Annotated in this window: 11 protein-coding genes; 9 read left to right on the forward strand and 2 right to left on the reverse strand. The window is 59.2% G+C overall.

Annotated elements, in window-relative coordinates; genetic code table 11:
- Positions 1–50 precede the first annotated feature (50 nt).
- Positions 51–1,091 (forward strand): right-handed parallel beta-helix repeat-containing protein, encoded by a 1,041-nt coding sequence (locus BLR44_RS04185; RefSeq protein WP_143017102.1) that lies wholly within the window; start codon positions 51–53, stop codon positions 1,089–1,091.
- Between the two features lie 10 nt (positions 1,092–1,101).
- On the opposite strand, the gene BLR44_RS04190 is transcribed toward BLR44_RS04185, so the two are convergent.
- On the reverse strand, positions 1,102–4,269 hold the full coding sequence (locus tag BLR44_RS04190) for a S41 family peptidase (RefSeq protein ID WP_089679597.1): 3,168 nt from the start codon (positions 4,267–4,269) through the stop codon (positions 1,102–1,104).
- Between the two features lie 293 nt (positions 4,270–4,562).
- Here BLR44_RS04190 and BLR44_RS04195 point away from each other — a divergent pair, with 293 nt between their 5' ends.
- The 5 genes from BLR44_RS04195 (at position 4,563) to BLR44_RS04215 (ending at position 8,958) form a co-directional block, all read left to right on the forward strand.
- Positions 4,563–5,219, forward strand: a complete 657-nt coding sequence (locus BLR44_RS04195; RefSeq protein WP_089679599.1) for a DUF3347 domain-containing protein — start codon at positions 4,563–4,565, stop codon at positions 5,217–5,219.
- Positions 5,220–5,401: 182 nt separating this feature from the next.
- Positions 5,402–5,992 carry a helix-turn-helix domain-containing protein gene (locus BLR44_RS04200; RefSeq protein WP_089680720.1) on the forward strand — a complete coding sequence of 197 codons (591 nt, stop codon included), beginning with the start codon at positions 5,402–5,404 and terminating at the stop codon, positions 5,990–5,992.
- A 119-nt stretch (positions 5,993–6,111) separates the two neighbouring features.
- Entirely contained in the window at positions 6,112–6,447 is a 336-nt protein-coding gene (locus tag BLR44_RS04205) for a four-helix bundle copper-binding protein (protein ID WP_089679601.1), read from the forward strand.
- Between the two features lie 107 nt (positions 6,448–6,554).
- A complete protein-coding gene (locus tag BLR44_RS04210; protein WP_089679603.1) occupies positions 6,555–6,785 on the forward strand; it encodes a heavy-metal-associated domain-containing protein in 231 nt (76 codons plus the stop codon).
- 67 nt (positions 6,786–6,852) lie between these two features.
- Positions 6,853–8,958, forward strand: a complete 2,106-nt coding sequence (locus BLR44_RS04215) for a copper-translocating P-type ATPase (RefSeq protein ID WP_089679605.1) — start codon at positions 6,853–6,855, stop codon at positions 8,956–8,958.
- A 4-nt stretch (positions 8,959–8,962) separates the two neighbouring features.
- Here the strand turns inward: BLR44_RS04215 and BLR44_RS04220 are convergent, their stop codons facing one another.
- Entirely contained in the window at positions 8,963–9,718 is a 756-nt protein-coding gene (locus tag BLR44_RS04220) for an NUDIX hydrolase (RefSeq protein ID WP_089679607.1), read from the reverse strand.
- Between the two features lie 248 nt (positions 9,719–9,966).
- Here BLR44_RS04220 and BLR44_RS04225 point away from each other — a divergent pair, with 248 nt between their 5' ends.
- From BLR44_RS04225 to BLR44_RS04235, 3 genes are all read left to right on the forward strand, one after another.
- Positions 9,967–11,148, forward strand: coding sequence for an alpha/beta hydrolase (locus BLR44_RS04225; RefSeq protein WP_089679609.1), 1,182 nt, complete (start codon positions 9,967–9,969; stop codon positions 11,146–11,148).
- Positions 11,149–11,150: 2 nt separating this feature from the next.
- On the forward strand, positions 11,151–12,239 hold the full coding sequence (locus BLR44_RS04230) for an amidohydrolase family protein (protein ID WP_089679611.1): 1,089 nt from the start codon (positions 11,151–11,153) through the stop codon (positions 12,237–12,239).
- Between the two features lie 80 nt (positions 12,240–12,319).
- Positions 12,320–14,086: a DUF885 domain-containing protein gene (locus tag BLR44_RS04235; RefSeq protein WP_245705967.1), complete on the forward strand. Its 1,767-nt coding sequence runs from the start codon at positions 12,320–12,322 to the stop codon at positions 14,084–14,086.

A 14,086-nucleotide genomic window follows, 5' to 3' on the forward strand; every position in this document is an offset into this window, starting at 1 on the left:
GGGTGGGGTTTTCATCTTCGTGCCATTCTCCACTTCACCCACACGATCTTATGCGCTATCGTCTTTCTTGCCTTCCTGCCTGTTTCGTCTGCCTCTTCGTTGCGTTCGCGGTTTCTGCCCAGACGCTTTATGTCGATCCCACCTTGGGCCATGACGCCCATTCCGGTTCCGCTCAGGAACCGCTGGCGACCCTGGAACACGCCGTAGCACAGGCCAATGCACTCACGGGCATCGGTCCCATCACCATCCGGTTGTACCCGGGCGTATACCTGTTGCACGACAAATTGCCGATCAATCCGGTGCGGGTGATGCACGACACGGCGGCCTATATTCTGGAGGCCGTAACCCTGCCCGACGACCCCGACTGGTCGCCCGCCAAAATGCCGGTGATTCAATCCATTTCCGTGAACAATTCGGAGACACAGTTTCCGCACGCGACCGGCTTGCTGGTCAGTGCCGAGCACGTTAAAATCCGAGGACTCAAGTTTCTGGGCAATCCGCATCCGGACGTGGCGTACTACTATCCCATTACAAAAGAAAATCCGGCGTTGCGCGATCTGGAAGTGAGCCAGTGTGCCTTCGTCGGCGACAAGGAAGCGGCCAAGATCCAGGGCGGCATCTGGGCGCACGGCCCGGAAAACAAGGTCGATCACTGTGTCTTCTACGAATGCCGCAACGCGGTGCTCTTCTTCCAGAACGTCCGCGACTTCAGCATCACGCATTCCATCGTTTACGGGGCGTACGAAAGCGCCTTCTGGCTCGGGCCCGACGACGTCCCGTTCACGTTCGCCAACAACGTGATCGCCAACAGTCACTTTTTCCTGGTTGCGCCGCCGGAAGTCGCGTACTCTTCAGCGTTTACCAACAGCCTGATCGCCGGAAACGAACACCATGTCGGCTCCTGGTCCCGCGAAAAACAGCAGGTGGTGGCGCGGTCCAAACCCGCCATGGCCGAGAAGAACCTGGTCAAAAAAGGCGACGTTGTGCTCGTGGAAAATAAGGCGGAGGCGTTGCCTACCGATCATCTGCACCTGACGTCCGGCTCCGCGGGAACAGGGCTGGGGGCGGGGCTTTTCAGGCAGATGAAGTAAAGCTTCTCGACTATTTCCACATCGATTTGATCTCCTGAATGGCACGGTCCAGTTGCGGTTGCTTGCCTTGCTGACGGTCGGCGAAGGTTTCGGGAACTTCGACGTCGGGTTGTACGCCGGTGGCTTCCAGGTCTTTGCCGTCGAGCGAGTAGGTTCCCCACGACGGCAGGCGGTAGAATGAACCGTCGACGAGGCCTTTGCCGGAAGTAAAAATAATCCAGTGGTAGGTGTCGGTCCCGACGATTTTTCCCAGTTGCAAGGCTTTGAAACCGGCGGCCGTCACCTCCGCGTCGCTGAGGCTCTGCTCGTTGGTCAGCAGAATGATCGGCTTGTCGGCCATCGCGAAGTTGGGTTGCGGGGTCGGCTGGCCCTCGCGGTATTTCCACCGCAGGTAGGGGCGGCGTGAGAGGAACTGCAGCACCTTGTCGTGGACGTTGCCGCCGGTGTTGTAACGCAGGTCCAGAATCAAGGCGTCTTTCCGGTAGCCTTCCGACACCATTTCGCGCATGAAACGTTCCAGCTCGCCCTGCCCCATGTTTTTCATGTGGATGTAGGCGATCCGCTCGTCCGAGTGCTGGTCGACGTAGCGCTGGTTACTGTCGATCCACTCTTCGTACAGACGATCGCGAAAGGCATAATACGATTCGGGGTGAAGCTTAACGTCGTGCGAGCGCCCGCTGCGCGAAAACGTCAGCACCATCTCTTGGTCAAGTGTGGGGGCGGTGAAGTACGACTCCCGGTTCCGATCGGGGGCAACCGCCACGCCGTTGACGTGGGTCAGCACATCGCCGGGGCGGATGTTTTTAGCGGTGCCTGTGCTGTCGGTCTGGAGGGCCGGCCCTTCGGTCACCAACGCCTGCACGCGGTACGGATTTTCGTGGTCGAACACCAACCCGACCGTGGCGGTTTTGGTCTGATAAAAAGGCTTTTCTTCGTCGCCCGACGACGAGAAGCCCAGGTGCGAAGAGTTCAGTTCGCCCAGCATGTCGGTGATCAGGCGGCGCAGGTCGGCCCGCGAAGCCACGTCGGGCAAGTAAGTGGCATAGCGGTCGCGGACGGCCCGCCAGTCGGCCCCGTGGAAGTTCTCCGCATAGTAGTTTTCTTCCAGGCCCGCCCACAGTTCGTAGAACATCTGCTGAAACTCGTTCTCCAGGTTCCGGGCAAAATGGTAACTCAGGGTAATGGGCTCAACTTTGCCTTCTTTCGTGTTGAGCGTGTAGAGTTTGCCGTTCGTGAGTAGGTAATAACTGCCTTTGGCTCCGGCGAGGGCGTAACTGCCCACGTTGTCGAGACCGGTCACCTGGCTCGTTTTGTTTTCGTCGAACGGTGCGATCACGGTTTTCCAGAGGGTGCGGTTTCCCTCGGCGTGGTCCGACACGTAGAAGAGCACGAGCTGTCCATCCTGTTCGATGACGTACGGATCGGCCTGACTGCCAAATTCCGGGCCGCGCTGGTGTAGCCGTTCCATCGGCTCACGGAAGTCGATCGTCACGGGGGGCGCTTTCGGCTCCGGTTGCGCGTCCGCATCTTTCTTTTTCTTCTTGGCTTTGCCGTTGTCTTGCGCGGGTGTTTCGGCCGTAAACAGGCGTGCCAGTTCGTCGGAGCGATACGGAGCGTCGTACGGGTGCAGCATCATCTGGTAGATGTGGACTTCACCGGCTCCCATCGGATAGTTGGGTTGCGTCAGGTTCCCGTCGAAAAAGAGCGAGCGCCCGTCGGGTGACCAGAACGGCGCCGACTCCGACACGCCCGTCTGGGTCAGGTTGTGCGTCTCGCCGGTTGCCAGGTGGTGCACGAAAATGTCCTGTTCAAAATCGCGGTAGGCCGTAAAAGCCACGTAGGCTCCGTCGGGCGAAAAGCGGGGCACCGGGTTGTAAAAGCCCCAGAGTTCGTCGTTGACCAGCGTCTTGGAGGTAAAGTTCTTCAGGTTCATCAGCCGCACTTCGTTCCGGCCGCTCAGGTACACCGCCTGCGTCCGCGCCGGGTTGAGGGAGATCAGGCGGTTGCTCTGCGTATCCTGCGTGCGTTGCTGCGGTGTGCCGCTGCCGTCGGCGGCCATCGTGAACCAGTTCGGGTAACCGTCGGCCGTCTGGCTGAACAGCAACGTACGGTTGTCGTCGAGCCATTTCACTTCCTCCACCCGCTCAGTAGGGTTGGTGCGGAGCTGGCGGATAAATTTCCCTTCCACGTCGGAAACGAACAGTTCGCCGCGCGACACAAACGCCAGTTTCTGATTATCGGGCGAGACGTCGAAATCGGAAATTTCCCCCTTCACGTCGAAGTCCTGCGCCTGGGGCAGCGGGTTGTACTGCGGGGCCTGCACCGGCACCTGGCGTGCCGTGCCCGCCTGTGTATCGTAGAGCCAAAGCTGGTAATCTTTCTCGAAAACGACCTTGGTCCCGTCGGCGCTGACCTGCGGCTCCCGCACCGGCGAATCGAAGTTGGTCAGCCTTTTGGGTTGGTTGTTCGCCCAGGTGTACAAGTTGTAGGTGCCGTTCCCTTCGGTCGAGACGAAGTAAAGCGTCCCGTTTCTGTCGATCGTGGGCCAGAAGTCCTTCCCGTCGTAGGTCGTGTATTTTTTATAAGCCCCGGTTTTGGGGTTGTATGATTGAATATCAGGATTGTAGGGACCGTGGTAGCCCTGGCGGTACGTAAAGTAGCTGCTTTCCCAGGTATCGTTGAAAAAGAGTTCGCCACTGGTGGGATGCTCGTGGAGATCGTGCGCGTTGTTGAAATAATGCGTGAAGACCGGCGTCGGGGTCCCGCCCTCGACTGCCACCCGGAAACCCGCTTGCCGGCTCATGCGGTCGGAGGTGAAGTAAAGCGTTTTTGAGTCCCACGACCACGAATTGAGCTCGTCGTCGGCCTCGTGGAAGGTCAGCTGGCGAATGGGGCCGCCCGCCGTGGGCATCACATAAAGGTCTTGATTCCCGCTGGGCGATCCGGAAAAGGCAAGCCACTGGCCGTCGGGCGAAACGCGGGCGTTGGTTTCCTGGCCGTCCATGCCGGTCAGGCGCGTTGCCATCGGTTCACCTGCGCGCATGCGCCAGAGGTCGCCGGCGTAGCTAAAGTAAAGCGTCTGGCCGTCGGGCGAAAGGGTGGGAGACGAGATAAAGCGCACGTCCGATTGCGCATGCGCCAGCAACGGCAGGAGGCAGAGGAGAAAAAGTTTTTTCATAGAAAGGGAGGAAAGATCATACGTCACCGCCTCTAAGCTAATGAAGCACAGGCAAGATTGGTAACGACGGCCCTAAAGTTATGCGCCTCGGTATCCTGACAGGGCCAAGTCGAATAATTGGGAGTCAGAGCAGGCGCTGCGTGCCAGAGAAGCAAGCGTCAGCCTCTCAAACCATTTTGTAGACCACGCTCCTGGACAAGCACCATACCCCAACGCCCGACTTTTGCGTATAGCCTGAAAAATACCTTTCTGACGGAAGTAGGCATGCGCCTCCGTCTTATTCGCTACGGATTATGAAAACCTTTCTTCTCACCACCCTTTTTTGCAGTGCCGCTCTTCTGGCGGGTTGTACCTCTAACTCGACTTCCTCGGAACAGGCGTCTGCCGAAACCGACTCGGTGCCCGCGCCGCCGCAGGACGAACGGCTGACGTACACGGAGGCCATCAACCAACAAGACGAAGTGGGAACGGCCGAGACGCCGACCTTCGAACAACCCAACGACCGGCTGCAGGAGCAGGCCGATGCCATCCTGACGCAGTACCTGAAAATTAAAGATGCGCTCGTGTCGGGCCAGGCCGATGGGGCCAAAGCCGCCGCGCAGAATCTGGTCAGCACCCTGAGCCAGTTTGATCTGGCCAACACCACCGCCGAGCAACGCGACTACTACACGGCCGTGGCGACAAAAGTGAGAGAAGAGGCCGAAGGCATCGAAAAGGCCGGGGGCCTGGCCAAGCAGCGCAACCGCCTGGCGACGCTTTCGCCCACCGTGTACCAACTCGTCAAGGCTTTTCACGCCAACGAACAAACGGTCTATTACCAGTTTTGCCCGATGGCCGAGAACGAAAAAGGCGCGTACTGGATCAGCCAGACCGAGAAAATCCAGAATCCCTACTTCGGCGACGAAATGCTGACCTGCGGCGAAACGCGCGAGTCGCTCGTGAGCAACTAAGCGCAGAGCCCTGCGTGCACGGAGGGGGCAGGACGTTTGGCGCAGAGAGCATAGCGGAGACAACGACGTTGCAAATACGTCGGGCATAAAATTGAATACCAGGGGGTCGGCAAACCGATCTTACCGAAGGATTGTTACCTTCGCGTACGGTCACTCAAAAACGTCCCTTCTTTTTTTACATCATGCCGGGAACTCAACTCAAAATTAAAAACATGGTTTGCCCGCGCTGCATTCGGGTGGTGCGGGAAGAAATGGAGCGGCTGGGGTATCAGGTGCGGGACGTGACGCTGGGCGAAGTGCTGCTGAGCGACGCCGATCCGGACCTGACGAAGATTGCCAGAATGTTGGAAGGCAACGGGTTTGCACTGCTGGCCGACCCTAAAGACCGCCTGGTGGAACAGATCAAAACCGAAGTGATCGACCTGATTCGTTCGGGGCGCATTGAGTCGCTGCACGTCAAACTCTCCGACTACCTGGCCGAACGGCTCGACCGCGACTACACCACCCTGAGTCATCTGTTTTCGACGCACGAAGGCATTACGCTGGAGCGTTACACCATTCTCCAAAAGATTGAACGTGCCAAGGAGCTGATCAGCTACGGCGAGCTGTCCATGAGCGAAATTGCGTACCAGTTGGGCTACCGCACCATCGCGCACCTCTCGTCACAGTTCCGGCAGATCGTGGGCGAATCGCCGACGGCCTACCGCAAATCGTTGCAGTCCCGTGGCGAGGCCGATCCGCGTCGGCCGCTGGACGGAGTGACGAAACGCTGATCTTCCCTTTCGCCGCCTCTGGCGCTAATCTGACAAGTCTTTCCCAGGATTTGATAAAACCCAACGGGGCCTTTCGGGGTATTTTAGGGTAAAGATTTTTAACCCTAAACTTTTTACCTATGGATACGCAAACCCAACAACTTTCGGTCAAGCTGGCCGATTGTGTCGCCGCCTGTAACCACTGTGCCACGGCCTGCCTCGAAGAAGATAATGTGAAAATGATGGCCAGTTGCATCCGCACTGACCTGGACTGCGCCGCCATCTGTTCGACTGCCCTCGGCTTTGTGAATCGCCAATCGCAGTTCACCGACGATCTGTTGCGGCAGTGCATCGAAATTTGCAATGCCTGCGAAAAAGAGTGCCGCCAGCACGACCACGACCACTGCCAGGCTTGTGCCGACGCGTGTCAGGCCTGCGCCAAAGCGTGCGAAAACTACGTTGGCACCCACGTCTAACTCTTGTTTTCCGGCGGAGCGGTGTCGCTCAAGGCACGGCTTCGCCGCTTTCTACCAGTGCGGACCTTTGGGCCGTCGCTGTACTTGTTTCATATAATTACAGTGTTATGAAAACCAGCAAGTTTAAAACCAACATCAATTGCGGGGGCTGCATCGCCACCGTGACGCCTCACCTGAACGACGTGAAAGGCATTGAAGAATGGAACGTCGATACGAGCGATAAGGATAAGATCCTGACCGTGAAAGGCGATTTTTCAGAAGAAGACGTCAAGACCAAAGTACAGGAAGCCGGTTTCCGCATCGAAGAGAAGCGGGGGCTGTTCAGTAGCCTGTTCTGACCCGCCCATTTCCTCCTTTTCCCCAGTACCAAGGGCGTGTTTCCGCGCCCTTTTTCTCTCCTCACTTATGGCACACGAACACCACCCGCACGGCGCGCCCGTTGCGGAACAGACCCCTCATGCCTCCCATCCCCACGGCGCGCCTGCCACACACGCAGCGCACCCACCCGATTCAGCCCCCTCCCACCAACATGGTGCGCACGGCGGTCATCACCAGCACATGCTGGCGGATTTTCAGCGGCGCTTCTGGGTAGCGCTGGTACTGATGGTACCCGTGTTGGTACTGGCCCCGATGATCCAGGCGTGGTTCGGCTATCGGTTGAGCTTTCCCGGCGACCGTTACGTGGTGGCGGTGCTGGCCACGGTCCTGTACGGCTACGGGGGCTGGCCTTTTCTGAAAGGCATGGTCGACGAACTGCGGCAGCGCCAGCCGGGCATGATGACCCTCGTTGCCCTGGCCATTACGGTGGCCTACGTCTACAGCACCGCCATCGCTTTTGGGCTGGAAGGCATGACGTTCTACTGGGAGCTGGCAACCCTGATCGTGCTGATGCTGGCCGGTCACTGGATCGAAATGAAATCGGTGATGCAGGCCTCGAATGCGCTGGAGAAGCTGATGGCGCTGATGCCCGATACGGCCCATCGGGTACGGAGCGATGGTGGTACGGAAGAGGTTCCGGTGCAGGAACTGAAACAGGGCGACGTTATTCTGGTCAAGCCCGGCGAAAAGGTAGCGGCCGACGGCACGGTGCAAGAGGGCAAAAGTTTTCTGGACGAATCGGTACTGACCGGTGAGTCGAAGCCGGTCGAACGGCACGAAGGGCAGGCGGTCATTGCCGGCGCCATCAACGGCAAAGGATCGCTGCGCGTTCGGGTAAAAGCGGCACAGGACGACTCCTACCTCTCGAAGGTCATTCGGCTGGTGAACGATGCGCAGCAGAAGAAATCGCGGACGCAACACCTGGCCGACCGGGCCGCCTTCTGGCTGACGTTCGTGGCGTTGGGAGCGGGTGCCGTGACGCTCGTGGCGTGGCTGCTGGCGGGTCGCGAGTTGAGCTTTGTGCTGGAACGTGTCGTGACGGTCATGGTCATTGCCTGTCCGCATGCGCTGGGGCTGGCCATTCCGCTCGTGGTGGCGATCTCTACCTCCATGGCCGCCCGCAACCAGTTGTTGATTCGCAACCGAACGGCCTTCGAAAACGCCCGGAAAATCGACACCCTGGTCTTCGACAAAACCGGTACGTTGACACTGGGCACCTTTGCCGTGACGCGCTACGAGGGACGGAACGGGTTCGATGCGCAGGAAGTCCTGCGTCTGGCCGCCGCGGCCGAGCAGGATTCCGAGCACCCGATTGCCGGGGGCATCCTGAAAACTGCCCGCGACGCAAACCTGACGTTGCCCGCCAGTCGCGCGTTCGAGAACCGCACCGGCGAAGGCATCCGGGCTGAAGTCGAGGGAAAAACCGTAGAAGTCGTCAGTCCGGGCTATGCCACGAAGCGGGGATTCGGCGCAGCCGCGCAGGTCGACGCCACCGAAGCCGAAACGTTGGTGTTTGTGTTGGTTGACGGAACGCTGGCAGGCTACCTGGCCCTCTCCGACCAGGTGCGCGCAACGTCGGCCGATGCCATCCGCACCCTGAAGGCGATGGGTATCAAGACGTACATGATGACGGGAGATGTCGAAAACGTGGCACGCCACCTGAGCCAGCAGCTGCAGATGGACGGTTATTTCGCGGGCGTGTTGCCCGACCAGAAACAGGAGAAGGTGAAACAACTGCAACACGAAGGCCGGTTTGTGGCCATGACCGGCGACGGGGTGAACGACGCGCCCGCGCTAGCGCAGGCCAACGTCGGCATTGCCGTCGGGTCGGGTACCGACGTGGCCGCCGAAACGGCCGACATCATTCTGGTAGAGAGCGATCCGCAGGACGTGGTCAAACTGATTCGCTTCGGGCGCGCCACCTACCGCAAAATGATCCAGAACTTATTTTATGCCACGGCCTACAACGTAGTCGCCATTCCGCTGGGTGCGGGTGCCCTGGCGTGGGCCGGTATCATGATCAGTCCGGCCGTGGGGGCCATTCTGATGAGCCTCAGCACGGTGGTCGTGGCCATCAATGCACAACTGTTGCGGCGTTCCATGAAAAAGGAAGTCAGAAGCATCGTGCCCTAAAGGGTCAAAGAAACGACAGGTTGCCCTCGCGCAGGGCGCGCTCGTAGCGCTGTTTATGAAAGCGGTAGAGGTACGGTGCCTTGTGGGCCACGCCTTTGCGCCGTTCGTTCAACCGCTCCAGAATGCCCAGATTCAAGATTTTCCGCTGAAAGTTACGCGGGTCCAGTTCGCGTCCCAGAATGGTTTCGTAAAGGTGGCGCAGCTCCGGTAGCGTAAACTTATCGGCCAGCAGATTGTAGCCAATGGGTTGCCAGTGCAGTTGCTGGCACAGGGTACGGTGGGCCATCCGGATGATCTCCGCATGGTCGAACAACATCGGGGGCAGCTGGTTCCAGAGCCACCAGCCGCACAGATCCATGTAAGGCCCTGGCTGCACCACCACTTTCGTGTAATCGACCAGCGCAAGGTAACTGATGGACACAACGCGCGGCGGCCAGAGGTGCGCCTGTTGCTCGGTCAGGTGTAACCGGCGAATCGTGGCTTCCCGGTTGTAGCGGTTCGTTTCGCCGAACGTATGAAACTGTTGCAGGAAAATCTCCTTCAGGCCGGTCCGCTGTTGCATGATGCGTTGTGCGGCCTGATCGACCGACTCGTCTACTTCGACGATGCCGAGCGGCAGGCACCATTCCTGCGTGCCTTGCCAGCGCAGCAAAAGCACTTTTAGCTGGTTGAGGTGGAAGCCAAAAATGACCCCGCTGACGTTGAGGTAAGGGAGGTACTGCGCGGGCGATTCAGCTTGAAAATATTTATCTATATTCATGCGATGGACGAAATTGTGACGCTCGGGAGCGACACCTCGCCTGCGTGCGGGTGGGGCCTGCGGACAGCGTACTAAGCTCGAAAATAAGCGATTGGGCGGCTTGATAGAGACAGGAACGTTCTTTTTATCATCACATTGAATAGCTTTTTAAGTCTATTGCAGAATAACTTGCTCATCAGCAGGTACTTAGCAGTTTATGTGTTTTTTGCTGCTTGTCAGGCAGCATGTAAGTGACTAATCTTTCCTTTATGAACCACCGCTTTCCAATGCTTGTGTCCGCGTTGCTATGGCTTATGTCAGCAGGGGCACACGCGCAGCAATCACACGTTAACCTCGACTGGCAGCCGCAAAAAAATACCGACCATCTGTTGCCTTACGGAGCTAACGTCCTCTCGCCGGAAGTGCACGATGACCAGACGATCACCTTTCGCCTGAAAGCACCCGACGCCCGCGACGTCCGGCTGACCGGCGGTCCGATGCTCCTGGCGCTGGGCGAGAAACATCCCGTGCCGTTTCAGCAGCAAGATAGCGTCTGGACGCTGACGGTGGGGCCAGTAAAGCCCGACATCTACGTCTATAAGCTAATGGTCGACGGCGTGGCGGTGCCCGATCCGAACAATACGTTGACCGGCGTCGGCGCACAGCCCGGTTATAGCAGCGTGGTTGTCCACGGCAACGGCCCTGCCTACTACGACGCTCGCCCGGTGCCGCACGGTGCCATGACGCGGCACATCTACCACTCGGATGTGCTAGACGGAGAACGCGAACTGTACGTGTACACGCCACCCGGCTACGACCCCACAACAACGTACCCGGTTCTGTACCTGCTGGGCGGCAGTGGCGAACTGGCCTCGGGCTGGAGCCTCGACGGGCGCGTCAACTTCATGATGGATAACCTGCTGGCCGAAAAAAAAGCCGTGCCGATGGTCATCGCCATGCCCAACAACCAGGTGCTGCACCGCAACGCACCGGACCACGTCGAGCAAACGTACGACTTGTTTGAGCGGGAGCTGAAACAGCAGATCATTCCCTTCGTTGAGCAGCACTACGCCGTGCGGACCGACCGGCGCGGGCGAGCGTTGTCGGGGCTGTCGATGGGCGGACGCCACACACAACAGGTCGGCCTGCGGAACCTGGACTTGTTCAGTTCGTTCGGCGTGCTGAGCGCGGGCGACCTGGATACCGAAACCACGCAAGCGGCTTTTCTCAACGACCGCAACGCCAACCAGAAAATCGATTACCTGTTTGTGGGGCAGGGCACCGGCGAGGTCAACACCATCGGCAGGCGGGCCATCGCCCTGCACGAGGCGCTGCAACGGCATCAGATCAAACACGAGTACTACGTGGGTGGCGACGGAGCGCACGACTGGGGCACGTGGCGGCACCTGCTCTACTACCGGTTTCTTCCCAACCTCTGGCGTACCCCCTAAGCATGCGATCGCTCAGGAAATCGTGGCGAGTGTGCCTCCTGCTGTTGTGCGGCTGCATGTCGCTGAGGGCACAAGCCCAACGGTCGCCGGAGGAACTTTTGTTGAAAGACTACCGGCCGGTGTCGATCTACCGCACGCCCCACACCCACGTGCAGCGCGCGAAATACCCCGCCATCGACTTTCATGCGCATCCGTTGCGCGACCCTGCCGTGTCGGTAGCCGACTGGGTGGCGATTATGGACTCGCTGGGCATCGACAAAAGCGTGGTCCTGACCTACGCGACCGGTCCCCTGTTCGATTCGCTGGCGGGGGTATACGGGCAGTATCCCGAGCGGTTTATCCTCTTTTGCGGCTTCGACTATTCGGGGTACGACCAACCCGGTTTTGGGCCCGCCGCCGTGGCCGAACTGGAGCGGTGCTACCGGATGGGCGCGCGGGGCGTCGGTGAGTTGGGCGATAAAGGGAAAGGGCTGTTCTACTCCAAGCCGGTCCCGGCCTACGGCATGCACATTGACGATCCGCGCATGGCCCCGCTCCTGGAAAAGTGTGCCGACCTCCACATGCCGATCAGCATCCACGTCGCCGAACCGATCTGGATGTACCAGCCGATGGACTCGACCAACGACGGCCTGATGAACGCATTCACGTGGCGGCTCGACGACCAACCCGACATCGTGGACCACGCGGGTATGATCAAAATTCTGGAAAACGCGGTCCGGCAGCACCCGCGCACCACCTTCGTGGCGTGTCACTACGCCAACTGCAGCTACGACCTGACGATCCTGGGACGGTTGTTCGACCGGTACCCTAACCTGTATGCCGACATTGCCGCCCGCTATGCCGAAACGGCCCCCATTCCCCGCTACGTGGCGGCGTTCTACAAACGCTACGCTAACCGGCTCGTGTACGGGACCGACATGGGCGTCGATCCGGCCATGTACCGCACCACGTTTCGCATGCTGGAAACCTCTGACGAGCACTTCTACGAGCACGACCTGTTTGGCTACCACTGGGTACTTTCCGGATGGGATCTGCCTGACGCGGTGCTGAAAAAAGTGTACCGGAGCAACGCACGGAAACTGTTGCGCTAACGGCGGAAGTACCTCTTTTTAAGTAACATTGGCGGTCATCTGGCCTTTTTCTCATGCTACGTTTTCTTCTCCTTTTCTGTATGGCGTCTCTCCTGCTTTCCGGCTGTTCCGAACCTTCTGCTTCGTCTGACCAAGCGCAGACGCAAACCGAGCCCTCCATCGATTCACTGTTTGCGCAGTATTACGAAGAGCGGTTGCACCTGTACCCCCTGGAAGCGACGCAGGCGGGCGATGCGCGCTACAACGACCAACTGCCCAACAGCATTGCGCAGGCGTTCCGCACGGAAGAACAGCAGTTTTTCACGCGCTACCGGGAGCAGCTTCAGCGGTACGACCGGGCGCAGTTGGACCCCGAGCAGCAGATCAGCTACGACATCCTGAAATGGGAATGCGACATCGCGCTGGAAAGTCTGCACTATCCGACGCACCTGACGCCCATCAACCAGTTCTACTCCCTGCAACTCACCATCGGCCAATGGGCGGGGGGAACGGGCGCACAACCCTTCGAAACGCCGGAAGATTACGAAAACTGGTTGCGCCGACTGGAGGCGTTTGCCGTGTGGGCCGATACGGCCATCGCTAACATGCGGCAGGGCATTGCGCAGGCGTACGTGTTGCCCCGCGCCCTGACCGAGAAGGTGATTCCGCAAATGGCGGCGCTGGCGCAGGGGCCGGTCGAGCACCATCTGTTCTACACGCCCGTCACGCGTCTGCCCGACCGCTTGTCGGCAGAAGAGCAGCAACGCTTGACGCAGGACTACAAAGATGCCGTGCAGCATATGGTCATCCCGACCTTTCAAAAACTGCACGCCTTTTTCCGGGACGAGTACCTGCCCGCCAGCCGCAACACCGCGGGCATTAGTGCGCTGGAGGGAGGGAAGGCGTACTACGCGCATCAGATCAAGACGTACACGACGACCGACATGACGGCCGACGAGGTATTTGCGTTAGGGCAGCGGGAAGTGGAACGCCTGTCGGCAGAGATGGAAACCGTCAAGCAGCAGGTGGGCTTCGAGGGGGACCTGAAAGCCTTCTTCGACCACGTCCGCACGCGCCAGGAACTGATGCCGTACCGGGAACCGCAGCAGGTGATCGACCATTTCAACGACATCTACGAGCGGATGCAACCGAACCTGCGGACGTTGTTCGACTTAGTCCCCAAAACACCTTTCGAAGTACGGCGGACCGAAGCCTTTCGGGAGCAGTCGGCCAGCGCGGAATACAACCAGGGCTCGCTCGACGGCACCCGCCCCGGCATCTTCTACGTGCCGATTCCGGACGTGCAGCACTACAACGTATTTGCGGACGAAGATCTGTTTTTGCATGAAGCCATCCCCGGTCACCATTACCAGATCTCCCTGCAACAGGAAAATGACCGGTTGCCCGACTTTCGTAAAACCCTCTGGTACAGCGCCTACGGCGAAGGCTGGGCGCTCTACTGCGAATCGCTCGGCAAGGAACTGGGCCTTTACGAAGATCCCTATCAGTACTTCGGCATGTTGAGTGCGGAGATGCACCGCGCCATCCGCCTGGTGGTCGATGCCGGAATACACGCCAAAGGCTGGACGCGCGAGGAGGCCATTCAATACTCACTCGATCACGAAGCCGAACCCGAAGAAAGCATCGTCGCCGAAGTCGAACGCTACATGTCGTGGCCCGGCCAGGCGCTGTCGTACAAAGTCGGCCAACTCAAAATCCGCGAACTCCGCGCCAGGGCAGAAGAGACGCTCGGCGATCAGTTCGACATCCGCGAATTCCACAACCAGGTACTGGAGTCCGGCTGCCTGCCGTTGGCCGTTTTGGAAGCGAAAGTGGACCGCTGGCTCGACAAGAAGAAAGGCGCGTGA

Origin of the sequence: Catalinimonas alkaloidigena, assembly GCF_900100765.1 — a bacterium.
Taxonomy (GTDB): Bacteria; Bacteroidota; Bacteroidia; order Cytophagales; family Flexibacteraceae; genus Mooreia; species Mooreia alkaloidigena.